The following is a 23,643-nucleotide window of genomic DNA, read 5'->3' as shown; positions in this document are numbered from 1 at the left end:
GAGGCCGACCCGGGCCCGCCCGGGTCAGGCCAGGTCGACGCCCGGGTAGAGCGGGAAGGGCGCGAGCAGGTCGGCGGCGCGCTTGGCGATGCCGTCGCGCAGGGACTCGTCGAGGGCGTAGTTCGCCTTGGAGGGAGCCCCGTTGGCGGTGGTGGCGGGGGTGGTGCCGCGCAGGACGGTGTCGATCAGGGCGGCGATCTCGTCCATCTCGGCGGTACCCAGGCCACGCGTGGTGAGCGCCGGGGTGCCGAGCCGGACGCCCGAGGTGTACCAGGCGCCGTTCGGGTCCTGCGGGACGGAGTTGCGGTTGGTGACGATGCCCGAGTCGAGCAGCGCCGCCTCGGCCTGACGCCCCGTCAGGCCGTAACCGGAGACGTCGGCGAGCACCAGGTGGTTGTCGGTGCCGCCGGTGACCAGCTTGCCGCCGCGGCGCAGCAGGCCCTCGGCGAGCGCCTGGGCGTTGTCGACCACGGCGCGGGCGTAGGCCCGGAACTCGGGGCGGCGGGCCTCGGCGAGGGCGACGGCCTTGGCGGCCATGACGTGCGAGAGCGGGCCGCCGAGCACCAACGGGCAACCGCGGTCGACGTGTTCGGCGAGCTCGGCGTTGCTGAGCACCATTCCACCGCGCGGGCCGCGCAGCGACTTGTGGGTGGTGGTGGTGACGATGTGGGCGTGCGGCACCGGGTCGTGGTCACCGGTCAGCACCTTGCCCGCGACCAGGCCGGCGAAGTGCGCCATGTCGACCATGAGGGTCGCGCCCACCTCGTCGGCGATCTCGCGCATCTTGCGGAAGTTCACCAGTCGCGGGTAGGCGGAGTAGCCGGCCACCAGGATCAGCGGGCGGAACTCGCGGGCGGTCTCGCGCAGCGCGTCGTAGTCGATCAGGCCGGTCTCCGGGTCGGTGCCGTAGCTGCGCTGCTCGAACATCTTGCCCGAGATGTTGGGCCGGAAGCCGTGGGTGAGGTGGCCGCCGGTGTCCAGGGACATGCCCAGCATGCGCTGGTTGCCGAGCTCCTGGCGCAGCCGGGCCCAGTCCTGCTCGGTGAGGTCGTTGACGTTGCGCACCTGGGCGCGCTCCAGCGCCGGGCTCTCGACCCGCTGGGAGAGGACGGCCCAGAAGGCGGTGAGGTTGGCGTCGATGCCCGAGTGCGGCTGGACGTAGGCGTGCTCGGCGCCGAACAGCTCGCGGGCGTGCTCGGCGGCGAGCGCCTCGACGGTGTCGACGTTGCGGCAGCCCGCGTAGAAGCGGCGGCCGACGGTGCCCTCGGCGTACTTGTCGCTGAACCAGTTGCCCATGGCGAGCAGGACGGCGGGGGAGGCGTAGTTCTCGCTGGCGATCAGCTTGAGCGAGGCGCGCTGGTCCTCCAGCTCCTGGCCGATGGCGGCGGCGATCCGCGGCTCGACGCCGGCCACGACATCCAGGGCGCTGCGGAAGGCGGTGTCGGCGGAGGGGCTCGCGGCGGTGTGCGGCTGGGCGGGGGTCTGCTGGCGGTAGGGCTGGGCCATGGCGGTCTCCTGATGCGGATGCGGGCGGCCCAGGCGCTCGGCAACGACGTGAGGATCCACGGGACCGCTTCCCGATGGTCGATTCCATCCCTACGCGCCAGTCGCGGTCCACCGGGATCGTACCAACACCCGGGGACTGTGGCGGAGGTCTCAGAACGCGGGACGGGCCGCCCCGGTTGGTCCAGAGTTGGTCGGCGCCGGGGAGCCGGTGCTGCGCGGGGCGCGGGGCGGCCGGGCCGCGCTGGTCTTCCAGGATGCGCTCACCTCGCTCAGCCCCTTCCACGGCGTCGGCGCCCAACTCGCCGAGACGTACCGGCTGCACCACCCCCGGGCCGGGCGCGCCGAGGCCCGGCGGCGCGCGGCCGCGATGCTCGACCGGGTCGGCATCCCGTCCGCCCGGCTGCGCGACCACCCGCACCGGTTCTCCGGCGGGATGCGCCAGCGTGTGATGATCGCGATGGCGCTGATGAACGACCCCCAGCTGCTGATCGCGGACGAGCCGACCACCGCGCTGGACGCTCGGGTCCAGCGGCAAGTACTGGACCTGTTGGGCGAGTTGCAGCGCGAGAACGGCACGGCGGTGCTGCTGGTCAGCCACGACCTGGGCGTGGTCGCGGGGACGACGGACCGCACGCTGGTGCTGCGCGACGGCGCCGAGGTCGAGTCCGCGCCGACCGGCGAGCTGCTGGCCGCGCCACGCGCGCCGTACACCCGGGCGCTGCTGGCGGCGGCGCGCTGAGGGGCCGGTGCTCCGGGCCGGAGGGGCCGGTGAGAACGGCCGGCACCGTCCCGATGCGGGAGCTGCTGCCGGCGGCGTACGTCCGGGCCGGTCACCAGGTGGACCGAGCGCGCGGCCGTGCGCCGCCGTTCGCCCTTCGTTCGGCTGCGCGAGCACGGCTCCAGGCGTTAGCGTGCTGGCGACGCGACGTCGCTCAACGTGCCGCGGCCCTCCCGAGCCGCGGGATCGCCACCGGAGGGGGCACATTGTCGGACGACCTGCTCATCGCAAAGATCAATCACGGTTTCGACCACCTCGACGCCGACGGGGACGGACTGCTCACCGAGCGGGACCATGTGCTGATGGGCCACTCGGTGGCCCGCTCGCTCGGCCACCAGGAGGGATCGGAGGCGGAGGCCCTGATCGTCCGCGCCTACCTGACCGTCTGGCACGACCTCCACCTCGCCGGGAAGCCCGCCGGGACGGAGGCGATCACCCGCGAGCAGTTCGTCGCCTCGACCGGCGCGCTCGCCGACGACCCGGAGGCCGCCCGGGAGATCCTCGGCGCCCTGGCCGAGGCCTTCCTCGCCGTCGCCGACGCCGACCGCAGCGGAACGGTGGACGCCGGCGAGTTCTTCGTGTTCCAGCGCGGCCACTTCGCCGGGCTCTGCCGCGACGACGCCGACGAGGCCTTCCGCCACCTCGACCTGGACGGAGACGGGACGCTGTCGGCGGCCGAGTTCACCAGCGCGATCATCGAGTACTGGACCAGCCGCGACCCGGAGGCGCCGGGCAACTGGTGGACGGGGAAGCCGCCTTACGCGCTCTGATACCCGCGCCCCACCGCACGGGCCCGGCCCACGGGCTCAACCGCACGGGCTCAACCGCATGGGCCCCACCGCTCGGGCTCGCCCCACGGGCTTCCGCCGATCCGTTCAGGGCCGGCGGAGGCCCTTCGACGGGCTCCCCGACCGCCGGCTGACGCTGACCACCAGACAGACGCCGACCACCACGATCGCCCCGCCCGCCAGCGTCGAGCCGGTCAGCGGCTCGGCCAGGATCAGCCAGCCCAGCAGCACCGCGACCACCGGGTTGACGTACGCGTAGGTGGCGGCCAGGGTCAGCGGCGCCGACTGCAGCAGCCAGGCGTACGCGGTGAAGGCCAGCAACGAGCCGAACAGCACCAGGTAGGCGAGGGCCAGCCAGGACCGGCCCGAGACGGCCCCGAGGTCCAGCCCGTGCTGCTCGCCCCGGGCCAGCCCGACCAGCACGTTGCCCAGGCCGCCCGCCAGCATCTGGTAGGCGCTCGCGGCGAGCACGTTGCCCGGCATCGGGATCTTCTTGCTCGCGAAGGAGCCAGCCGCCCAGGCCAGCGTGGCGCAGACGATCAGGACCACGCCGATCGGCTCGACCGACCCGCCGATCGCGGGGGCGGACAGCACCCCGAGGCCGACCAGGCCCAGCAGCACCCCGGCGAGCTCGGCGCGCTTGGGGCGCTCACCGCCGCCGACGGCCGTCAGCACGACCATCCACAGCGGGACGGCGGCCACCAACAGGGCGGCCAGCCCGGACGGGACGGAGGTCTCGCCGAGCACCACCAGCCCGTTGCCGCCGGTCAGCAGCAACAGCCCCACCAGGGCGGCCGAGGCCAGCTGGCGCCCGCTCACCCGCAGACCGGCCGGGCCCTGGCGGACCAGCAGGTAGCCGGCCAGCAGCAGGCCCGCGGTCAGGAAGCGGGCGGCGGCCGAGAAGAACGAGGGCATCGTCTCGACCGCGATCCGGATCGCGAGGTAGGTCGAGCCCCAGACCACGTAGACCACCGCGAGGGCGATCCAGACGGCGCCGGAGAGCCGGGTGGGGGTGGGGGTTGGGGCGGGGGAAGTCGGAGGGGTGGCGGTGGTGGCGCTGCCGGGCGTCGTCGCCGGTTGCGGGGAGGCGGGCGATGTCATGTGTGTCCCCCTGGGACGGTGCTGGCTGAACACCCGACATGACAGCGCATCGGCGGCCCACCGCGCCAGTGGGTATCACGGATCGGTCAGCAGAACGTAGCGTGGGCGCTCCCCCCGCGAGGAGGTCGAACCCGTGTCCGCGTCCGAGCAGACCCCGCCGGTCGAGGCGGCCCTGCCGTTCTTCGTGTACGGCACCCTGCGCAGCGGCGGCCGCAACCACGCCCTCCACCTGGCCGGACGCTGCGCCGGGATCCTGCCCGCGGTCCTGGACGGCGCCGCCCTGCACGACGGCCCCGGCTACCCGTACGCGGTGCCGGACGCGACGCCCGGGCGCCGGATCGTGGGTGAGCTGGTCATCGTGCGCCCGGGCGTGTACGCCGGAGTGCTCGCCGACCTGGACCGGCTGGAGGACTGCCGGCCGGACGGGACGGGGCTCTACCTGCGACGCCGCACGACGGTCCGGACGGCGGGGGGCGAGCGGCGCGAGGCCTGGGTCTACCTCGCCGGTCCGGCGGCCGCGGCACGGCTGCGCGCACGGCCGGCACTGATCGCCTCCGGGGACTGGACGGACAGGTGAGGGCGGCCGGTTCCGGCCCCGATACCGCCAGGTAGGCTGCCCCGGCCAGCAGGAACGAACGACGAGGAGCCACCCGGTGCCCGAGCTGCCACCTCCGATCACCGTCGTCGGGATCGGGGCCGACGGCTGGTCCGGCCTCACCGCCGGCTCCCGGGCCGCGCTGCGCTCCGCCGAGGTGGTCGTCGGCGGCCCCCGGCAGTTGGAACTGCTCCCCCACGACGAGGTCGCCGCCGAGCGCGTCGCCTGGCCGTCCCCGCTGCGCCCGGCCGTCCCCGGACTGCTCGCCGACCATGCCGGACGGCGCCTCACCGTCCTGGCCAGCGGCGACCCGATGTTCTTCGGCATCGGCCGCACCCTCGCCGAAACCGTCGGCGCCGAACGGCTGCGCGTGCTGCCGCACCCGTCCTCCGTCTCCTACGCCTGCGCCCGGCTCGGCTGGCCGCTGGAGGCCGCCGAGGTGGTCAGCCTGGTCGGCCGCCCGCTGGACACCCTCACGCCCGCCCTCAACCCCGGGCGCCGCCTGCTGGTGCTCAGCGCCGACGCCGCCACCCCGGCCGCCGTCGCCGCGCTGCTCACCGAACGTGGCTTCGGGTCGGCCCGACTGCACGTGCTGGAGCAGCTCGGCTCCCCCGCCGAGCGCCGCCTCGACGGCCGCGCCGACGACTGGCCGCACCCGCCCGGCGACCCGCTGAACCTCATCGCCGTCGAACTCGGCGACGGCCCGCGCGGCTCCGTCGTCCCCGGCCTGCCCGACGCCGCGTACGAGAGCGACGGCCAGCTCACCAAGCGGCACGTGCGCGCCGCCACCCTGGCCGTCCTCGCCCCCTCCCCCGGCGAACTGCTCTGGGACGTCGGCGGCGGTTCCGGCTCGATCGCCGTCGAGTGGCTGCGCGCCCACCGGGACTGCCGGGCGGTCAGCATCGAGCGCGATCCCGTCCGGGCCGGGCGGATCGCCCGCAACGCCGCCGCGCTGGGCGTACCCCGGCTCCGGGTGGTGACCGGCCCGGCCCCCGCCGCGCTCGCCGAACTGCCCACTCCCGACGCCGTGTTCATCGGCGGCGGCCTCACCGCCCCCGGTCTGCTGGACAGTTGCTGGGCCGCGCTGCGCCCCGGCGGGCGGCTGGTCGCCAACACCGTGACGCTGGAGTCCGAGGCGCTGCTCACCGAGTGGTACCGGCGCCACGGCGGGGAGCTGGTCAAGCTGGCCGTCGCCCACGCCGTCCCGGTGGGCGGCTTCAGCGGGTGGCGGCAGGCCATGCCGGTCACCCAGTGGTCCGCCGTCAAGCCCAACACCCCCCAGGAGGACGCCTCGTGACCGTCTACTTCATCGGAGCCGGCCCGGGCGCCGCCGACCTGATCACCCTGCGCGGCCAGCGCGTCCTGGCCCGCGCCGAGGTCTGCCTCTACGCCGGCAGCCTCGTCCCGCGCGAGCTGCTGGAGGAGTGCCCGCCCGGCGCCCGGCTGATCGACACCGCCCAGCTCAACCTGGACCAGATCACCGCCGAGCTGGTCGCCGCGCACCGGGCGGGCCGGGACGTGGCCCGGCTGCACTCCGGCGACCCGTCGGTCTTCTCCGCCGTCGCCGAGCAGATGCGCCGCCTGGACGCGGCCGGTGTCCCGTACGAGGTCGTCCCCGGCGTGCCCGCCTTCGCCGCCGCCGCGGCCGCGCTGAAGCGGGAGCTGACGGTGCCGACCGTCGGCCAGACCGTCATCCTGACCCGGATCGCCAAGCGGGCCACCCCGATGCCCGAGGGCGAGGACCTCGCCACCCTCGGCCGCAGCGGCGCCCTGCTGGTGCTGCACCTGGCCGCCGGGTACGTGGACGACGTGGTCGAGCAGCTGCTCCCGCACTACGGCGCGGACTGCCCGGCCGCCGTGGTCGCGATGGCCAGCCGCCCCGACGAGCTGGTGCTGCGCGGCACGCTCGCCGACATCGCCGGACAGGTCAAGGAGGCGGGCGTGGTGCGCACCGCCGTCATCATCGTCGGCCGGACGCTCGCCGCCGAGCAGTTCCGCGACAGCCACCTGTACTCGGCGGACCGCGAGCGCCCGCACGAGCCCTGCGGCGCATGACCGGGCAGGCCCCGGCCCACGTCCTGATCCTCGGCGGGACGACGGAGGGGCGGTCGCTGGCCGCCGCCCTGGACGGCCGCCCGTCCCTGCGGGTCACCAGCTCGCTGGCCGGGCGCGTCGCCCACCCCCGGCTGCCCGCCGGGCACGTGCGGATCGGCGGCTTCGGCGGCCCGGAGGGGCTGGCCGCCTGGCTGCGCGGCGAAGGGGTGACCGCCGTGGTGGACGCCACCCACCCCTTCGCCGCCGGGATGTCCCACAACGCCGCCCTGGCGGCCGCCGCCACCGGGGTGCCGCTGCTGGTGCTGCGCCGCCCCGGCTTCGCGTCCGTCCCCGGGGACCGCTGGCACCTCGTGCCCTCGCTGGCGGCCGCCGCCGAGCTGCTGCCCGGCCTCGGACGGCGGGTCTTCCTCAGCTCCGGCCGACAGGGCATCGGCGCCTTCGCCCACCTGGACGGGCTGCACTTCCTCGCCCGCTCGGTGGACCCGCCGGAGCCGCCGCTGCCGTCCTCGCTCGAAGTCCTGCTGGACCGCGGCCCGTTCACCCTCGACGGCGAACGGGAGCTGCTGCGCGACCACCGGATCGACGTGCTCGTCACCAAGGACAGCGGGGGCGCCGCGACCGCGCCCAAGCTCACCGCGGCGCGCGAACTCGGCCTGCCCGTGGTCGTGGTGGAACGCCCGCCGGTGCCGGAGGGAGTACCGGTCGCGGCGGACGTGGCGGCCGCGGTGCGGTGGCTGGAGCGAACGGCCTGAGTCCAGGAGCGGGTCCGGTCCGCCCTTCCGGAAGCACCCCGACGGCAGCTCTGCCGAGCTCGACGTCGGGACCGCCGACCCGGAGGAGGCTTCGCCGTCTGGCGCCGCGAGTGCGGTCACGCGCGGGAACTCGTCGCCGCCCCACCGTCGTTGGACGTCCTGGGCCACGACGGCGAGGAGGCCTTCTCGCTGCGCTGGATCCTCACCCGCATGATCGAGGAGTACGCCCGCCACAACGGCCACGCCGACCTCCTGCGCGAGCACCTCGACGGCAGCACCGGCGAGTAGCGGCCGTGCCGGCGCCGGCGCGACCCCGGCGCGGCGGGCCCGAAGGGAGCAGGGTGCGAACCCAGAAGGACCGCGGGACGCCGGGACCGTCCGACCCGTGGAACGAGATCGTTCCCGGGCTCTGGATGGGCGGGCACTACCACACGCCGCCCGGCGGGGAGCTGGAACCCGTCGTCGTCGGGCGGCAGTTCGACGTGGTGGTCAGCCTCTTCACGCTCCCCGGGCACGGCCCGGCACCGGGGGTGGAGCACGTCGTCCGGGAGGTGCCCGACCGTCCGCTCTCCCCCGGCCAGCTGCTCGCCGTGCAGGAGGCGGCGCGGCTCACAGCGGCCGCCGTACGCCGGGGCCGTCCGACCCTGGTGCGCTGCCACTCGGGTTACAACCGCTCGGGCCTGGTGGTGGCGCAGGCGCTGGTCGACCTCGGGCACGGCGCCGACGAGGCGGTCCGGCTGGTGCGGGAACGGCGTTCGCCCTGGGCGCTGAACAACCCGGTGTTCGTGGACTACCTGAACACCGGGTTGGACGTGGCGGTACTGCTAACCGGCCACAACGGGTGAGGCCCGTCAGCTGCCTGACGGAACGTCAGGCGGATGCCGTCATCAGATGTCGCGGAAGGTCTCGATCTGGGCGCCGATCGAGTTGAGGCGCTCGGCGAGGTCCTCGTAACCGCGGTTGATGACGTAGACGTTGCGCAGGACGGAGGTGCCCTGGGCGGCGAGCATCGCGAGCAGGATGACCACGGCCGGGCGCAGCGCGGGCGGGCACACCATCTCGGCGGCGCGCCAGCGGGTCGGGCCCTGGACCAGCACCCGGTGCGGGTCGAGCAGCTTGACGTCCGCGCCGAGCCGGGTCAGCTCGGTGAGGTAGATCGCGCGGTTGTCGTAGACCCAGTCGTGGATCATCGTGGTGCCGTGGGCGGCCGCGGCGATGGCGGCGAAGAACGGCACGTTGTCGATGTTGATGCCGGGGAACGGCATCGGGTGGATGGTGTCGATCGGCGCGGCCAGCTTGGAGGGGCGCACGGTGAGGTCGACCAGGCGGGTCCGGCCGTTGTGGGCCCGGTACTCGGGGGTCCGGTCGTAGTCGAGGCCCATGCCCTCCAGCACCGCGAGCTCGATCTCCAGGAACTCGATCGGCACCCGGCGGATCGTCAGCTCGGAGGAGGTGACCACGGCGGCGGCGAGCAGGCTCATCGCCTCCACCGGGTCCTCGGCCGGGGTGTAGTCGACGTCGCAGTTGATCTGCGGGACGCCGTGGACGGTCAGGGTGGTGGTGCCGATGCCCTCGATCCTGACGCCCAGCTTCTCCAGGAAGAAGCAGAGGTCCTGGACCATGTAGTTGGGCGAGGCGTTGCGGATGACACTGACGCCGTCGTGCCGCGCGGCGGCCAGCAGGGCGTTCTCGGTGACGGTGTCCCCGCGCTCGGTCAGCACGATCGGGCGGTCCATCGGGGCGCCCGGCTCGACCGAGGCGTGGTAGGCGCCGCCGGTGGTGGCGACCTCCAGGCCGAAGCGGCGCAGCGCCGTCAGGTGCGGCTGGACGGTGCGGGTACCGAGGTCGCAGCCGCCGGCGTACGGGATGGCGAAGCGCTGGGCGCGGTGCATCAGCGGGCCGAGGAACATCAGCACGCTGCGGGTGCGGCGGGCGGCCTCGACGTCCATCGCGGCGAGGTCGAGCTCGGCCGGCGGGGTGAGTTCGAGGTCGCGGCCCTCGTTGAGCCAGCGGCTCTTGACCCCGATGCTGGTCAGCACCTCAAGGATGCGGTAGACCTCCTCGATCCGGGCGACGCTGCGGATCGTGGTCCGGCCGGTCGTCAGCAGCGAGGCGCACAGGATCGCCACACAGGCGTTCTTGCTGCTGCGGACGTCGATGGCGCCGGAGAGGCGGGTGCCGCCGGTGACGCGCAGGTGCATCGGGCCGGAGTAGCCGAGGGAGACGATCTCGCTGTTGAGCGCTTCGCCGATGCGGGCGATCATCTCAAGGCTGACGTTCTGCTTGCCCTGTTCGATGCGGTTGACCGCGCTCTGGCTGGTGCCGAGGGCCTCTCCGAGCTGCGCCTGGGACCAGCCGCGGTGCTGGCGCGCGGTACGGATGAGGGTGCCGATACGGGTGAGGTAGTCGCCTGTCACTCGGCAGACCATATCTCATGGTTGAGATGGCGCCGGAATCACCGGCAGGCGTGGCGCCACTTTTGTCCGTTTCTCACCCCGTATGAGCGTCAGATCTTCACATCACCACGTAACAGTGTTGAGCTTTCGCTGAGGAGTTCGGGTTCGGTTCGCGTTCGCGTTCGCGTTCGGGTTCGGCCTTGCGTTCGCGTTCGGGCTTGCGCTCGCGTTCGGCTGCCCGACTCGACCGAGGCTTCCCGCGGGGCGGGGCGGCGCACTCGACTCGACGCCGCTCAGGGGCCGAGCGGTTCCGCCCGGCCGACGATGGTGCCGGCGCGGTCGATGCAGATGACGTCCACCGCGACGGGCGAGCCGAGCAGCACGCCGAGCGCCGTCGCCCGCGCCGCCTCGGCGACCAGGTCCCCGAGCGGCACCCCGGCCGCCCGGCACAGTTGCACCGCCTCCAACCCGGTGTTGGCCACCGCCACCGCGGCCGCCAGCTCCTCGTCCGCCCCGCCGCGCCGGGCCAGTTCCGCCAGGTACCCCTTGTCCACCTGGGAGCGCGCCGAGTGCAGGTCCAGGTGGCCGTGGGCGAGCTTGGACAGCTTGGCGAAGCCGCCCGCGATGGTCAGCCGGGGCACCGGGTGGCGCTTGAGGTACTTGAGGACGGCCCCGGCGAAGTCGCCCATGTCGAGCAGCGCGTCCTCGGGCAGTCCGTGCACCGCGACCGCGACCTTCTCCGAGGTCGAACCGGTGCAGCCCGCCACATGGGTGCGCCCGGCCGCCCGGGCCACGTCAACGCCGCGGCGGATCGAGTCGATCCAGGCCGAGCAGGAGTAGGGGACGACGATCCCGGTGGTGCCGAGGATGGACAGACCGCCGAGGATGCCGAGTCGGGGGTTCCAGGTCGAGCGGGCGATCTCCTCGCCGTGGTCCACCGAGACCTCGACCACCACGTCCCCGCTGCCGCCGTGCGCCGCCGCCACCTCGGCCACCGCGTCGCGGATCATCTGGCGGGGCACCGGGTTGATCGCGGGCTCGCCGACCGCCAGCGGCAGGCCCGCCTTGGTGACCGTGCCGACTCCTGGGCCGGCCCGGAACACCACCCCGGCGCCGGGCTCTCCGGTCCGTACGGTGGCGCGGATCAGCGCGCCGTGGGTCACATCCGGGTCGTCGCCCGCGTCCTTGACCACGCCGGCCATGGCGCTGACCGGCCGCTCGCTCTCCTCGGTGGGCCGCTCGGCGGCGGCCGGTTGCGTGGGCTCGCTGGCGAAGGTCAGCCGCTCGGCGGCCAGGGCGAAGGCGGGCTGCTGGCCCTTGGGGAGGGTGATGGTGACCGGGTCCGGGAACTCACCGGTGAGCAGCGCGGTGTACGCGGCCTTGGTGGCGGCGGTGGCGCAGGCGCCTGTCGTCCAGCCGTGCCGCAGGCCGCTGCTCTTCAGCTGACCGGCCCGGCCTCCCGCCTCGGCTCCCGCTGCGGCCACCCTGCGCCTCGCTTCCGCACTGCCGGGGCGGCGCCCGCGCACCGCCCTCGTCCCGTCGGCGGCCGCACCGGCCGTCGCCGCCGATTTTCCCCCATCCGTCCGGCACCGCCCCGACCGGGGTGGCGGCCGGATCCACCCCGGAGGGACGGGGCGGGGGAAGCGCCGGCCCGCGTTCCCGAAGAGTTCTCCGCCCGGACTTAACACCCGGCGGCTACCGGTGGGTAATCTGGCGGTCCGCCAGAAGCGGGTTCATGACACTCAGGTCCGGTGGGCGGGGCGCTACTTCCCGGCCGGGCCGACAGCATGTGGGGGTTTTTGTGGCAGGCATGAAGCGACGTACGTTCATCACTGGTACGTCGGTGGCCGCCGCCTGGTCGGCCTTGACGCTGGGCGGAGCGCAGTTCGCCTCGGCCGCCGGGCGGGACCAGGCACTGGCGACCACGGCCGCGCGGGCCGTCGACGTCTCCGGGACGACCCTGGAGCAGGTGGCCACGCCGTCCGGCACCGGCGCCTACAAGCGGCTGACGGCCGGGCCGGGGTGGCCGCTGGTGGTGCGCGGGGAACTCGCGGCGCCGGGCGCCGGGCGGGACGACCGCCGCACCGGGCTGGCCAGTTTCGTCCAGTTCAGCGACCTGCACCTGGTGGACACCGAGTCCCCGGTGCGGTTCGAGTTCCTGGCCAAGTACAACGACAGCGCCTACCGGCCGCAGGAGGCCCTGAACGCCCGCGGCGTCTCGGCGCTCGTCGAGCGGGTCAACTCGCTGTCCGGCGGCCCGTACACCGGGATGCCGTTCAGCATGGTGATGGCCACCGGTGACAACACCGACAACCACGAGCTGGCCGAGCTCGACTGGTACCTCACCGTCATGGGCGGGGGGCGGATGGCCCAGAACACCGGTGACCCGACCCGCTACGAGGGCGTCCAGAACTCCGGCAACTCGGCCTTCTGGAATCCCGAGATCGCCTACAACGACGTCTACAAGGCGAAGGGCTTCCCGCAGGTGCCCGGCTTCCTGTCCGCGGCCGGCCGGCCCTTCGACGCGCCGGGTCTGAAGACCCCCTGGTACACCACCGTCGGCAACCACGACGACAGCATCGAGGGCTCGCTGCCGGACTTCGGGCTGCTGAACGACCTCTACACGGGCGGGCTCAAGCTGGAGGGCTGCGACGACTCGACCGCCGCCCAGCTGATGGACTCGCTGCGCCGCGACCCGGCGGGCGCCGTGCTGCTGCTCGCCAAGCTGCTCGCGAACGGCGAGGCGGTGCGCCGGGTGACCCCGGACGAGCGCCGGCACCCGTTCACGCTCAAGGAGTTCGCGAAGGCCCACCTCAACCCGGCCGTCACCGGCGCCGGCCCGTTCGGGCACGGCTTCACCTCGGACATGGTGGGCAGCGGCAAGCTCTACTACACCTTCCGGATCTCGGAGAAGGTGGTCGGCATCAGCCTGGACACCACCAACCAGGCCGGGTTCGCCGACGGTTCGCTCGGCACCGCGCAACTTCGCTGGCTGGAGCAGCAGTTGAAGGACCACAGCGGACACTGGTACGACACCAACGGGAACCGCGTCGCGGGCGGCAGCACCGATGACGTGATCCTGGTCTTCAGCCACCACACCAGCGGCTCGATGGGCAACCTGCTGCCGGACCCGCGCAACGTCTTCGAGAAGCGGCACGACGGCAACGAGCTGGTCGCGCTGCTGCAGCGCTACCCGAACGTGGTGGCCTGGGTGAACGGGCACACCCACATGAACAAGATCACGGCGCACGGGCACGCGGTGCCGGAGCGGGCGTTCTGGGAGATCAACACCGCCTCGCACATCGACTACCCGCAGCACGGCCGCATCATCGAGATCGCGGACAACGGGGACGGCACGCTGTCGCTGTTCACGACGCTGATCGAGTCCTCCGCGCCGTACACGACGGACTTCGACAGCACCTCGGACGCCAACCTGGCGGCGCTGTACCGCGAGCTGTCGTACAACGACCCCAACGGGCGGGTCTCGGCGCTGCTGGGCGCCGGGGAGGACCACAACACCGAGCTGCTGATCACCAAGCCGACCCGGTGACGGGTGGCGGGCACAAGTAACAGGTAACAGGTAACAGCGAACAGAAAACGGATGACAGCTGACAGATGATGAAATCTGTCAGCTGTCATCCGTCATTCGTCCGCCGTCACGCCTCCGGGTACCGCCGGGGCGTCCAGACGACCTCCACGCCGCCGCCCCGCTCGACCGCCTGGGTCTGCGAGGAGCCGATCAGCAGGATGGTCCGCATGTCGACCAGTGCCGGGTCCAGCTCGCCGAGTCGGACGATCCGGATCCGCTCGGTCGGCCCGCCGACGTCGCGGGCCATCACCACCGGGGTCTCCGGCGCGCGGTACTCCAGCAGCACGTCCCGGGCCAGGCCGACCTGGGTGGTGCGGGACTTCGAGCCCGGGTTGTACAGCGCGAGCACCAGGTCCGCCTCGGCGGCGGCGCGCAGCCGCTTGGCCACCGCGTCCCACGGCTTGAGCCGGTCCGAGAGCGACACCACCGCGTAGTCGTGCCCCAGCGGCGCGCCCGCCCGGGACGCGGCCGCGTGGGCGGCGGTCATCCCGGGGACGATCCGCACCGGCACGTCCCGGTAGTCCGGCTCGCAGGCCACCTCCAGCACGGCGGTGGCCATCGCGAAGACGCCCGGGTCGCCCGAGGACACCACGCAGACCCGGTGCCCGCGCCGGGCGAGGTCCAGGGCGAACTCGGCGCGCTCCGACTCCACCTTGTTGTCCGAGCCGTGCCGCCGCTGCCCCGGCCGCTCCGGCACCCGGTCCAGGTAGGTGGTGTAGCCGACCAGGTCGGTGGCCTCGGCCAGCGCGCCGCGTGCCTCGGGGGTCAGCCAGAGCGGACCGGCCGGCCCGGTGCCCACCACGGTCACGCTGCCCACGCCGTCCGCGAGCCGTACGGCGGGCTCCAGCGGGGCGACCTTGCTCGGCAGCACCGCCACCGAGAAGTACGGGACGCTCTCCCCGTCGACCTCGGCGAGCGGCGCGATGCGCTCCCCGTCCATGAAGGCGCGCTCGACGTACTGGGCGTCCTCCAGCCGCCCCGCCCGCTCCAGCGCGCGCCGGACGGTGGGGAAGGTGCGCCCCAGCTTCATGATCACGGCGGAGTCGGCGGAGGCGATCCGCGCGGTCAGCTCCTCCTCGGGCAGGGTGCCCGGGATGACGGTGAGCGTCTCCTCCGCCTCGGTCAGCGGCTGCCCGAGCCGGGCCGCCGCAGCGCTGACCGAGGTCACGCCGGGCACCACCTCGGTCGGGTAGCGGTGCGCGAGCCGCTTGTGCATGTGCTGGTAGGAGCCGTAGAACAGCGGGTCGCCCTCGGCGAGGACGACGACGTCGCGCCCGGCGTCCAGGTGGGCGGCCAACCGGGCGGCGGCCTCCTCGTAGAACTCGTCCAGCGCGCCCCGGTAGCCGCCGGGGTGGTCGGTGGTCTCCACGGTGAGCGGGTAGACCAGCTTCTCCTCGATCTGACCACCCGTCAGGTAGCGTTCGGCGATCGAGCGGGCGATGGACCGGCCGTGCCGGGCGCTGTGGTACGCCACCACGTCGGCCTTGCCGATGAGTTCGGCCGCGCGGACGGTCACCAGCGACGGGTCGCCGGGGCCGAGCCCGACGCCGTACAGTCGGCCCGTGCTGATCTGATGATCCGTCACTCTTCCTCGCTCGCAATCGCGTTGACGGCGGCGGCGGCGATCGCGCTGCCGCCGCGTCGGCCGCGCACCACCAGGTGCTCCAGGCCGGAGGGGTGTTCGGCCAGGGCCTGCTTGGACTCGGCGGCGCCGATGAAGCCGACCGGCACCCCGATCACCGCCGCGGGGCGCGGCGCGCCCGCCTCGATCATCTCCAGCAGCCGGAACAGCGAGGTCGGCGCGTTGCCGACGGCAACCACCGCGCCCTCCAGCCGGGGCAGCCACAGCTCCATGGCCGCCGCGCTGCGGGTGTTGCCCATCGCGCGGGCGAGTTCGGGCACCGACGGGTCGGTGAGGGTGCAGATCACCTCGTTGTCGGCGGGCAGCCGCTTGCGGGTCACACCACTCGCGACCATGTTGACGTCGCAGAGGATGGGCGCACCGGCGTGCAGCGCCGCGCGCGCCGAGGCGACCACGCCGGGCGAGTACACCAGGTCCTCGACCAGGTCGGTCATCCCGCAGGCGTGGATCATCCGCACCGCGACCTGGGAGACGTCCGCCGGCAGGGCGGCCAGATCGGCCTCCGCACGGATGGTGGCAAAGGACTGGCGGTAGATGGACGCGCCGTCCTTCTCGTACTCGATCACTTCGTGGTCCTCCTGGCCTCGGCGACCGCCTCGGCCATCTCCTCGTTCCTCACGTCCACGGGTGCGCCCGCGGTCGTGGTCGGCCCGTTCACCGTCACCCGGTAGCCGTGCCCCGTGGCGAGCACGTCCACCCACCGCCCGGCCGGGTGGCCGCAGCGCCGTTCACAGCCGGACCAGTGGACGGGCAGTCCGCCGGTCCCCGCACCGGCCCCGGCAGCCGCGTCCAACGCCCGGGCCGCGTCGGACCGTACGTCGGCCAGCGACTTGGCGCAGCCCGGCAGCCCGGTGCAGGCCGTGGCCCGTTCCCAGGCGGAGCCCGGCTCGGTACGGAACCCGGCCGCGGCCAGTGCGGGCAGCCGGTCGGCCGGGGCGCCGGGCAGCACCGCGCCGCGCCAAGGGGTCAGCCGCAGTTCGCCCGCCGAGGCGGCGACCAGCGCTCGCCACTGGTCGGCACTCGCCCGTCCGAACCGCATGCCCACCGAGAGCCCGCCGGGCAGCGCGCCCACCGGGGCGGCGACGGCGGACGGGGCACGACCGGTCGGGGCGCAGGCGGTCGGCAGCGGTTCGGAGCCCGTCGGCAGCAGGTCGGGGACCTCGCGCAGGTGCCAGGCGGCGCGGCCGCTGCGGCGCAGCGCGTCCAGGAAGGCGCGGGCCGCGTCCAGCACGGCCGTCACCTCCCGCCCGGGCTCCACCGGGTGTCCGCGCTCGGCCCGCCCGAGGCGCAGCAGGGCGGGGCCGCCCGGAGCTGCGATCAATGTCACATCGGCGTCGAGCGAGGCGACGTCGCCCCGCCCGTCGTCCAGCGCGAACAGGAACTTGCCGGAGAGCCCGGCCGCCCAGTCGCTCGCGCACAGCCGCTCGTCGAGTTCCCGTACCCAGGCCTGCACATCGGCGTTGCCCTCGGCGTCCAGCCCGGCCAGTGGCGAGGCGACGATGTTGCGCACCCGCTCGTGGGTGTCCGAGGGCAGCAGTCCGACGGCGCGCAGGCACTCGGCGAGGTCGGGCCCGCAGTCCGGGGCCAGACCGCGGAGTTGGACGTTGCCGCGCGAGGTGGTCTCCAACTCCCCGTCGCCCAGGGCCTGTGACGCCTCAGCCAGCGCGAGTGCCTGACGGTCCGTCAGCAGACCGCCGGGCAGCCGGACCCGGGCGAGGCCGCCGTCGTCGGCGGTGTGCAGGCGAAGCGCCCCGGGGCAGGCGTCCGCGCGCCCCCGGTCGGGCACGGCGGCGCCCGGCGCGGTGGCGTCGGGTGTCGGTGGCATGGCGGCGAGCATACAGATGATCCGATCGCTTGCCTCCGTCCGCTGCGTCACACCCGGCAGCACACCGGGCAGCACGTCCGGCACGCCACCCGCGTGCCCGAGCACCGTGCGCCCGTCCGTGCGCCGGGCGCTGCGCCGGGCGAGGTGAAGCCGGCACTCCCCCCAGGTCAGCCGCACCCCGTACGATGCTGGCGGGCGGTCCCCAGCGGGCCGTCCACGCCAGCGACGGCGCAGGGGAGGAAACCGGTGCAAGCCCGGTGCGGTCCCGCCACTGTGACCGCGGTTCACCGGGAAGCCGGTCGGCCGCGGGAGCCAGGAACTCCCGCCGTCCTCCACCGGCCCGGGGCGCGGACCCCGAGGAAGGCAGAAATGCACCAGCGCCGTCGCATGCCCGCGCGCGTTCCCGCGGCCGCCACCGCGGCCGCCCCGGCCACCACTGCGGCCATCCTGGCCACCGACGAGGCCGGGAGGGCCTTCGCATGATCCTGCTGCTGTCGACGTCCGACACCGACCTGCTCAGTGCCCGCGCCTCGACGGGCCCGGTCCCGTACCGGCTCGGCAACCCGGCCCGGCTGACCCCCGAGGACCTGCCCGCACTGCTGGAGGGCACCGAACTGGTCGTGGTCCGCCTGCTCGGCGGGCGCCGCGCCTGGCAGGAGGGCCTGGACGCGCTGCTGGCCGGCCCCCGCCCGGTGGTGGTGCTGACCGGTGAGCAGGCCCCCGACGCCCAGCTGATGGAGCTGTCCACCGTCCCGGCCGGCATCGCCGCCGAGGCGCACGCCTACCTCGCCCACGGCGGCGCGGCCAACCTGGCCGAACTGGGCGCCTTCCTCTCCGACACCGTGCTGCTGACCGGCCACGGCTTCGCCCCGCCCGCCTCCGCCCCCGCCTGGGGCCCGCTGGAGCGCGAAGCCCGTACGACCGACGGCCCGACCGTCGCCGTGCTCTACTACCGGGCCCACCACATGAGCGGCAACACCGCCTTCGTGGAGACCCTCTGCCAGGCGATCGAGGACCAGGGCGCCCGCGCCCGGGCCTACTACTGCGCCTCGCTGCGCGGCGCCGAGCCCGAACTGCTGGCCGAACTCGGCGCCGCCGACGCGATCATCACCACCGTGCTCGCCGCCGGCGGCACCCGCCCGGCCGACGCCCAGGCCGGCGGCGACGAGGAGGCCTGGGACGCCGGCGCGCTGGCCGCCCTGGACCGCCCGATCCTCCAGGCCCTCTGCCTCACCTGGTCCCGCGCCCAGTGGGAGGCCAGCGACGACGGCCTGTCCCCGCTGGACACCGCCACCCAGGTCGCCGTGCCGGAGTTCGACGGCCGCCTGATCACCGTGCCGTTCTCCTTCAAGGAACTGGACGAGGACGGCCTGACCGTCTACGCCGCCGACCCGGAGCGCGCCGCCCGCGTCGCCGGCACCGCCGTCCGGCACGCCCGGCTGCGCCACGTCCCAGCCGCCGAGCGCCGCCTCGCCCTGGTGCTGTCCGCCTACCCGACCAAGCACGCCCGGGTCGGCAACGCCGTCGGCCTGGACACCCCGGCCAGTGCCGTCCGGCTGCTGCACCGGCTGCGCGAGGAGGGCATGGACCTCGGCGACAACCTGCCCGGCCTGGACGACAGCACCGACGAAGGTCATGAGGGCGACGCGATCATCCACGCGCTGATCGCCGCCGGCGGCTACGACCAGGACTGGCTCACCGAGGACCAGCTGGCCCGCAACCCGGTCCGCATCCCCGCCGCCGACTACCGCCGCTGGTACGCCACGCTCCCCCAGGGCCTGCGCGACCAGGTCGAGGAGCACTGGGGCCCGGCCCCCGGCGAGCTGTACGTCGACCGCTCGCAGAACCCGGACGGCGACATCGTGCTCGCCGCGATCCGCTCCGGGAACCTGCTGGTGCTCATCCAGCCGCCGCGCGGCTTCGGCGAGAACCCGGTCGCCATCTACCACGACCCCGACCTGCCGCCGAGCCACCACTACCTGGCCGCCTACCGCTGGATCCAGGCCGCCCAGGAGGACGGCGGCTTCGGCGCCCACGCCGTCATCCACCTCGGCAAGCACGGCAACCTGGAGTGGCTGCCCGGCAAGACCGCCGCGCTGTCCGCCGAGTGCGGCCCGGACGCCGTCCTCGGCGACCTCCCCCTGATCTACCCGTTCCTGGTCAACGACCCCGGCGAGGGCACCCAGGCCAAGCGCCGCGCCCACGCCACGCTGGTCGACCACCTCGTCCCGCCGATGGCCCGCGCCGACTCCTACGGCGACATCGCGCGCCTGGAGCAGCTGCTCGACGAGCACTCCAACATCGCCGCGATGGACCCGGCCAAGCTGCCCGCGATCCGCGCCCAGATCTGGACCCTGATCCAGGCCGCCAAGCTGGACCACGACCTCGGCCTGGACGAGCGCCCCGAGGACGACGGCTTCGACGACTTCCTGCTGCACGTCGACGGCTGGCTGTGCGAGGTCAAGGACGCCCAGATCCGCGACGGCCTGCACGTCCTCGGCCAGGCCCCGGTCGGCACCGACCGGGTCAACATCGTGCTCGCCATCCTGCGCGCCCGGCAGATCTGGGGCGGCGTCAGCGCGCTGCCCGGCCTGCGCGAGGCGCTCGGCCTGGACGAGGCGGCCCTCACCCTGGGCGCCACCGACGCGGCCGAGGCCCGGGCCCGGGCGCTGGTCGAGGCGATGGAGGCCGAGGACTGGGCACCCGAGGCGGTGGAGAAGGTCGCCGCGGGGCTCCCGGAGGCGGTCGGCGAGGTGCTGACCTTCGCCGCCACCCAGGTGGTGCCTCGGCTGGGTGCCACCACCGACGAACTGGACGCCGTGCTGCACGCGCTCCAGGGCGGCTTCGTCCCGGCCGGCCCGTCCGGCTCCCCGCTGCGCGGCCTGGTCAACGTGCTGCCGACCGGCCGCAACTTCTACTCCGTCGACCCGAAGGCCGTCCCCAGCAAGCTCGCCTGGGAGACCGGCCAGGCGCTCGCCGCCTCGCTGGTCGACCGCTACCGGGCCGACAACGACGGCGCCTACCCGCCCTCGGTCGGGCTCTCGCTCTGGGGCACCAGCGCGATGCGCACCGCCGGTGACGACATCGCCGAGGCCTTCGCGCTGCTCGGGGTCCGCCCGGTGTGGGACGACGCCTCGCGCCGGGTCACCGGTCTGGAGCCGATCCCGCTCGACGAGCTGGGCCGCCCGCGCATCGACGTGACGCTGCGCATCTCCGGCTTCTTCCGGGACGCTTTCCCGCACGTGGTCGCCCTGCTGGACGACGCGGTGCGCCTGGCCGCCGCCCAGGAGGAGGCCGACGCGGACAACTTCGTCCGGGCCCACGTGCAGGCCGACCTCGCGGTGCACGGCGACGAGCGCAAGGCCACCGTCCGCGTGTTCGGCTCCCGCCCCGGCACCTACGGCGCGGGCCTGCTCCAGCTGATCGACAGCCGGGACTGGCGCACCGACGCCGACCTGGCCGAGGTGTACACCGTCTGGGGCGGCTACGCGTACGGCCGCGGGCTGGACGGCCGCCCGGCGCGCGAGGAGATGGAGACCGCGTACAAGCGGATCACCGTCGCCGCGAAGAACACCGACACCCGCGAGCACGACATCGCCGACTCGGACGACTACTTCCAGTACCACGGCGGCATGGTGGCCACCGTGCGCGCCCTCACCGGCAAGGCCCCGACCGCCTACATCGGCGACTCGACCCGCCCGGAGACGGTCCGCACCCGCACCCTGACCGAGGAGGCCGCCCGCGTCTTCCGCGCCCGGGTGGTCAACCCGCGCTGGATCGAGGCGATGCGCCGCCACGGCTACAAGGGCGCGTTCGAGATGGCCGCGACGGTCGACTACCTCTTCGGCTACGACGCCACGACGGGCGTGGTCGCGGACTGGATGTACGAGAAGCTGACCCAGGAGTACGTCCTCGACCCGGTCAACCGCGAGTTCCTGGCGGGCGCCAACCCGTGGGCGCTGCACGGCATCAGCGAGCGGCTGCTGGAGGCGGCGAGCCGTGGCCTGTGGGAGCAGCCGGACCCCGCGCTGATCGAGCAGCTGCAGGCCGCGTTCCTGGAGACCGAGGGCGACCTGGAGGGCGACGAGGGCTGACCCTCCCGCGGGCCCTCCGGAAGGCGCACGCCGGAGGGCCCGTCGGCGGGCCGGTGTCAACCCCGCGTGACGCCGTCTGGCACCGGCCGCCGCCCGAGCGGACAATACGGGGCATGTCGCGCCGCATCGGTACCGCCAGCCCAGCCCCGAGCACGACCCCCACGGAGGAACGGCCGCAGCGCGCGCCGCACCGGTACCGGGCGCGACTCGGAGCGCTGGCGGCCGGCGCCGTGCCGGTGGTGGCCTTCCCCGCGCCGGGGCAGGCGTGGCTGGCCTGGGTCGCGCTGGTCCCGGGGCTGCTGCTGATGCAGCGGGCGCCGTCGGGGCGGGAGGCGGCGGTGCGGGGCTGGTGGTTCGGGGCCGGGTTCATCCTGACCGCGATGTACTGGCTGGTGCCGTCGATCGGACCGGCGCTGCCGGTGCTCGCGGTGCTGTTCGGCGCGCTGCAGGCCGTGGTCGGATACGCGGTGCACCGCCTGCTGCGCCCGCCGCTGACCACCCGTCGGGCGCTGCTCGCGCTGCTGGTGGTCCCGGCGGTGTGGGTGAGCACCGAGTACGCGCGGTCCTGGCACGCGCTCGGCGGGCCGTGGGCGCTGCTCGGCGCCACCCAGTGGCAGCACCCGGCGATCCTCGGCCTGGCCTCGGCGGGCGGGATCTGGCTGGTCAGCGCGGCGGTGGCGGCGGTGAACACCGGGGTGCTGATCGCGCTGACGGCGGTGCACCGGCGGCCCCGGGCGGCCGCCGCCCTGGTGACCGTCCTGGTGCTGGCCGCCGGTCCGCTGCTGTTCGCGCTGCGTCCGGCGCCGGTGGGGGCCGGGGCGGTGACGGTGGCGCTGGTGCAGCCCGGCATCGTCGAGGACCCGCAGGCCCGGTTCGAGGCCGGCGCGCGGGGCACCGCCGCCCTGGTCGGGGAACCGGTGGACCTGGTCGTGTGGGGCGAGAGCAGCACCACCGCCGACCTGGACCGCGATCCGGCCGCGCTGGACGAGCTGCGCCGGCTCGCCGCCACCACCGGCGCCGAGGTGATGGCCGGCGAGGACGCCCGCAAGGCCGACGGGCGGATCTCCAAGGACGCGGTGCTGGTCTCCCCGGCCGGGGTGGTGGACCGCTACCGCAAGATCCGGCTGGTGCCCTTCGGCGAGTACATCCCGCTGCGGCCGGTGCTCGGCTGGATCGCCGGGGTCAGCCGCGCGGCGGGCGAGAACCGGGCGCCCGGCTCCGCCTTTCACGTGCTGCCCGCCACCGACCGCTCGGGCCGGCCGCTGCCGGTCGGCGCGCTGGTCTGCTTCGAGTCGGCCTTCCCGGACATGGCGCGGACGGCGGCCCGGGACGGCGCCCGGGTGCTGGTCTACCAGTCCTCGACCTCGACCTTCCAGCACACCTGGGCGCCCGAGCAGCACGTCTCGCTGGCGGCGATCCGGGCCGCCGAGACCGGGCGCCCGGCCGTCCAGGCCTCGCTGACCGGGGTCTCCGCGGCCTTCGACGCCCAGGGCCGGGAGCTCGCCCGGCTGGGCACCGACGGAACCGGCGCGCTGACCGTACGGCTGCCGCTCACCGCGCCCGGGACGGCGACCTGGTACGACCGGATCGGCGACGTGGTGCCGATGGGCGCCCTGCTGGTCACGGCAAGCGCGGCGGTGGCCGCCCGGCGAGCGCGCGCCGCCGCCCGGGGGGCGGCCGGTCCGGACGCCCAGCCCTCGGTCTAGCTCCCGCCTCAGCGCTCGGTGGCGTCGCGGTAGATGCCGAACGAGGCGCCCTGGGGGTCACGCAGCACGGCGGTCCGCCGGCCGCCCGGCATGGAGACGGCTGGCACCAGCACGTCACCGCCCAGGGCGACCGCCCGGTTGACGATGTTGTCGGCGTCGGCGACCGAGAAGTACGGCAGCCAGTGCGGCGACACCTGGGGCGGGAACCGGTCCTCCATGTCCAGCATGCCGCCGAAGTCCTGGCCGTCCAGGCCCCACTGGGTGTAGTGCTCGGACGGCGAGACAGACCATCCGAAGACCTCCGGGTAGAAGGCCCGCGCGCCGGCCGTGTCCCGGGTGGCCAGTTCCACCCACCCCAGCGAGCCGGGCTCGTTGAACACCCCGGCGCCCTTGAAGGCGCGGGCCTGCCAGAGGATGAAGACCGCACCGGACGGGTCGGCGGAGACCGAGAAGCGGCCGTGGTCGAGCACGTCGGTGGGCTCCTTGAGGACCTTGCCGCCGGCCGCCTTGATCTTGGACGCGGTGAGCTCGGCGTCGGCGACCGCGAAGGCGACCGTCCAGGCCGTCGGCTGCTGGGGCGCGTACCGCGGGGTGACGGCGGCGGCCGGTGCGTCGCCGACGAACATCTGGGTGTAGCCCTCGGCTTCGGGGCGGGCACCGCTGTCGGGGCGCCAGCCGAACAGTTCGGTGTAGAACGTCCGGGCGGCGGGCGGGTCGTCGGTGCCCAGCTCGACCCAGCAGGGGGCGTTGGTGGTGACGGTGGTCTGCTTCATGTTCTGGCCCTGGCTCTCTAGGGGTGCTGGGATGTCTCTGATG

18 protein-coding genes, 1 pseudogene and 2 riboswitches are annotated in these 23,643 nt (G+C 74.4%); of the genes and pseudogenes, 11 read left to right on the top strand and 8 right to left on the bottom strand.

The genetic code is table 11. The features are described 5' to 3' along the window. Positions 1-24 precede the first annotated feature (24 nt). Positions 25-1,506 (bottom strand): glycine hydroxymethyltransferase, encoded by a 1,482-nt coding sequence (locus ACZ6Z8_RS27880; RefSeq protein ID WP_465612781.1) that lies wholly within the window; start codon positions 1,504-1,506, stop codon positions 25-27. 20 nt (positions 1,507-1,526) lie between these two features. Then, a riboswitch (ZMP/ZTP riboswitch) is annotated at positions 1,527-1,621 on the bottom strand. 72 nt (positions 1,622-1,693) lie between these two features. On the opposite strand from ACZ6Z8_RS27880, the gene ACZ6Z8_RS27875 reads away from it, so the two are divergent. Then, positions 1,694-2,245, top strand: a complete 552-nt coding sequence (locus ACZ6Z8_RS27875; protein WP_465612780.1) for an ATP-binding cassette domain-containing protein — start codon at positions 1,694-1,696, stop codon at positions 2,243-2,245. Between the two features lie 245 nt (positions 2,246-2,490). After that, a complete protein-coding gene (locus tag ACZ6Z8_RS27870; protein WP_465612779.1) occupies positions 2,491-3,054 on the top strand; it encodes an EF-hand domain-containing protein in 564 nt (187 codons plus the stop codon). A 105-nt stretch (positions 3,055-3,159) separates the two neighbouring features. On the opposite strand, the gene ACZ6Z8_RS27865 is transcribed toward ACZ6Z8_RS27870, so the two are convergent. After that, positions 3,160-4,173, bottom strand: a complete 1,014-nt coding sequence (locus ACZ6Z8_RS27865; protein ID WP_465612778.1) for an EamA family transporter — start codon at positions 4,171-4,173, stop codon at positions 3,160-3,162. Positions 4,174-4,306: 133 nt separating this feature from the next. Here ACZ6Z8_RS27865 and ACZ6Z8_RS27860 point away from each other — a divergent pair, with 133 nt between their 5' ends. From ACZ6Z8_RS27860 to ACZ6Z8_RS27835, 6 genes and pseudogenes are all read left to right on the top strand, one after another. After that, positions 4,307-4,750, top strand: a complete 444-nt coding sequence (locus ACZ6Z8_RS27860) for a gamma-glutamylcyclotransferase family protein (RefSeq protein WP_465612777.1) — start codon at positions 4,307-4,309, stop codon at positions 4,748-4,750. A gap of 76 nt (positions 4,751-4,826) precedes the next feature. Then, a complete protein-coding gene (gene cbiE, locus ACZ6Z8_RS27855; protein WP_465612776.1) occupies positions 4,827-6,065 on the top strand; it encodes a precorrin-6y C5,15-methyltransferase (decarboxylating) subunit CbiE in 1,239 nt (412 codons plus the stop codon). Continuing rightward, positions 6,062-6,823, top strand: a complete 762-nt coding sequence (gene cobM, locus ACZ6Z8_RS27850) for a precorrin-4 C(11)-methyltransferase (protein WP_465612775.1) — start codon at positions 6,062-6,064, stop codon at positions 6,821-6,823. Before cbiE ends, cobM begins: the two co-directional genes overlap by 4 nt. Continuing rightward, positions 6,820-7,575 (top strand): cobalt-precorrin-6A reductase, encoded by a 756-nt coding sequence (locus ACZ6Z8_RS27845; protein ID WP_465612774.1) that lies wholly within the window; start codon positions 6,820-6,822, stop codon positions 7,573-7,575. The genes cobM and ACZ6Z8_RS27845 overlap by 4 nt, the downstream gene beginning before the upstream one ends. Positions 7,576-7,698: 123 nt before the next feature. Next, a pseudogene (locus tag ACZ6Z8_RS27840) lies at positions 7,699-7,863 on the top strand (mycothiol transferase); the annotation flags it as partial. Positions 7,864-7,916: 53 nt separating this feature from the next. Beyond that, entirely contained in the window at positions 7,917-8,420 is a 504-nt protein-coding gene (locus tag ACZ6Z8_RS27835) for a protein-tyrosine phosphatase family protein (RefSeq protein ID WP_465612773.1), read from the top strand. A 42-nt stretch (positions 8,421-8,462) separates the two neighbouring features. Here ACZ6Z8_RS27835 and ACZ6Z8_RS27830 read toward each other — a convergent pair whose 3' ends face one another. Beyond that, positions 8,463-9,992, bottom strand: coding sequence for a UDP-N-acetylglucosamine 1-carboxyvinyltransferase (locus ACZ6Z8_RS27830; protein ID WP_465612772.1), 1,530 nt, complete (start codon positions 9,990-9,992; stop codon positions 8,463-8,465). Between the two features lie 272 nt (positions 9,993-10,264). Continuing rightward, on the bottom strand, positions 10,265-11,455 hold the full coding sequence (locus ACZ6Z8_RS27825) for a cobalt-precorrin-5B (C(1))-methyltransferase (RefSeq protein ID WP_465612771.1): 1,191 nt from the start codon (positions 11,453-11,455) through the stop codon (positions 10,265-10,267). Between the two features lie 326 nt (positions 11,456-11,781). Between ACZ6Z8_RS27825 and ACZ6Z8_RS27820 the strand changes: the two genes are divergently transcribed. Further along, complete coding sequence (locus ACZ6Z8_RS27820) at positions 11,782-13,521, top strand: TIGR03767 family metallophosphoesterase (RefSeq protein WP_465612770.1); 1,740 nt, start codon at positions 11,782-11,784, stop codon at positions 13,519-13,521. A 106-nt stretch (positions 13,522-13,627) separates the two neighbouring features. Here the strand turns inward: ACZ6Z8_RS27820 and ACZ6Z8_RS27815 are convergent, their stop codons facing one another. Genes ACZ6Z8_RS27815 through ACZ6Z8_RS27805 form a run of 3 tightly spaced genes read right to left on the bottom strand, consistent with a single transcriptional unit; the run spans position 13,628 to position 17,039 of the window. Beyond that, positions 13,628-15,145 (bottom strand): precorrin-2 C(20)-methyltransferase, encoded by a 1,518-nt coding sequence (locus ACZ6Z8_RS27815; protein ID WP_465612769.1) that lies wholly within the window; start codon positions 15,143-15,145, stop codon positions 13,628-13,630. Further along, on the bottom strand, positions 15,142-15,768 hold the full coding sequence (locus ACZ6Z8_RS27810) for a precorrin-8X methylmutase (RefSeq protein WP_402814843.1): 627 nt from the start codon (positions 15,766-15,768) through the stop codon (positions 15,142-15,144). Before ACZ6Z8_RS27810 ends, ACZ6Z8_RS27815 begins: the two co-directional genes overlap by 4 nt. Beyond that, on the bottom strand, positions 15,765-17,039 hold the full coding sequence (locus ACZ6Z8_RS27805) for a cobalamin biosynthesis protein CobG (protein ID WP_465612768.1): 1,275 nt from the start codon (positions 17,037-17,039) through the stop codon (positions 15,765-15,767). The genes ACZ6Z8_RS27810 and ACZ6Z8_RS27805 overlap by 4 nt, the downstream gene beginning before the upstream one ends. Positions 17,040-17,263: 224 nt before the next feature. After that, positions 17,264-17,349: riboswitch (cobalamin riboswitch) on the top strand. A 157-nt stretch (positions 17,350-17,506) separates the two neighbouring features. Here ACZ6Z8_RS27805 and cobN point away from each other — a divergent pair. Both cobN and lnt read left to right on the top strand, forming a co-directional pair. Next, positions 17,507-21,121 carry a cobaltochelatase subunit CobN gene (cobN, locus tag ACZ6Z8_RS27800; protein WP_465612767.1) on the top strand — a complete coding sequence of 1,205 codons (3,615 nt, stop codon included), beginning with the start codon at positions 17,507-17,509 and terminating at the stop codon, positions 21,119-21,121. Positions 21,122-21,234: 113 nt separating this feature from the next. After that, a complete protein-coding gene (gene lnt / locus ACZ6Z8_RS27795) occupies positions 21,235-22,827 on the top strand; it encodes an apolipoprotein N-acyltransferase (protein ID WP_465612766.1) in 1,593 nt (530 codons plus the stop codon). An 8-nt stretch (positions 22,828-22,835) separates the two neighbouring features. On the opposite strand, the gene ACZ6Z8_RS27790 is transcribed toward lnt, so the two are convergent. After that, entirely contained in the window at positions 22,836-23,600 is a 765-nt protein-coding gene (locus ACZ6Z8_RS27790; protein WP_465612765.1) for a VOC family protein, read from the bottom strand. Positions 23,601-23,643 lie beyond the last annotated feature (43 nt).

The sequence above is a fragment of the Kitasatospora sp. NPDC101108 genome, assembly GCF_055584725.1.
This window is presented reverse-complemented; position numbering and strand designations above follow the sequence as displayed.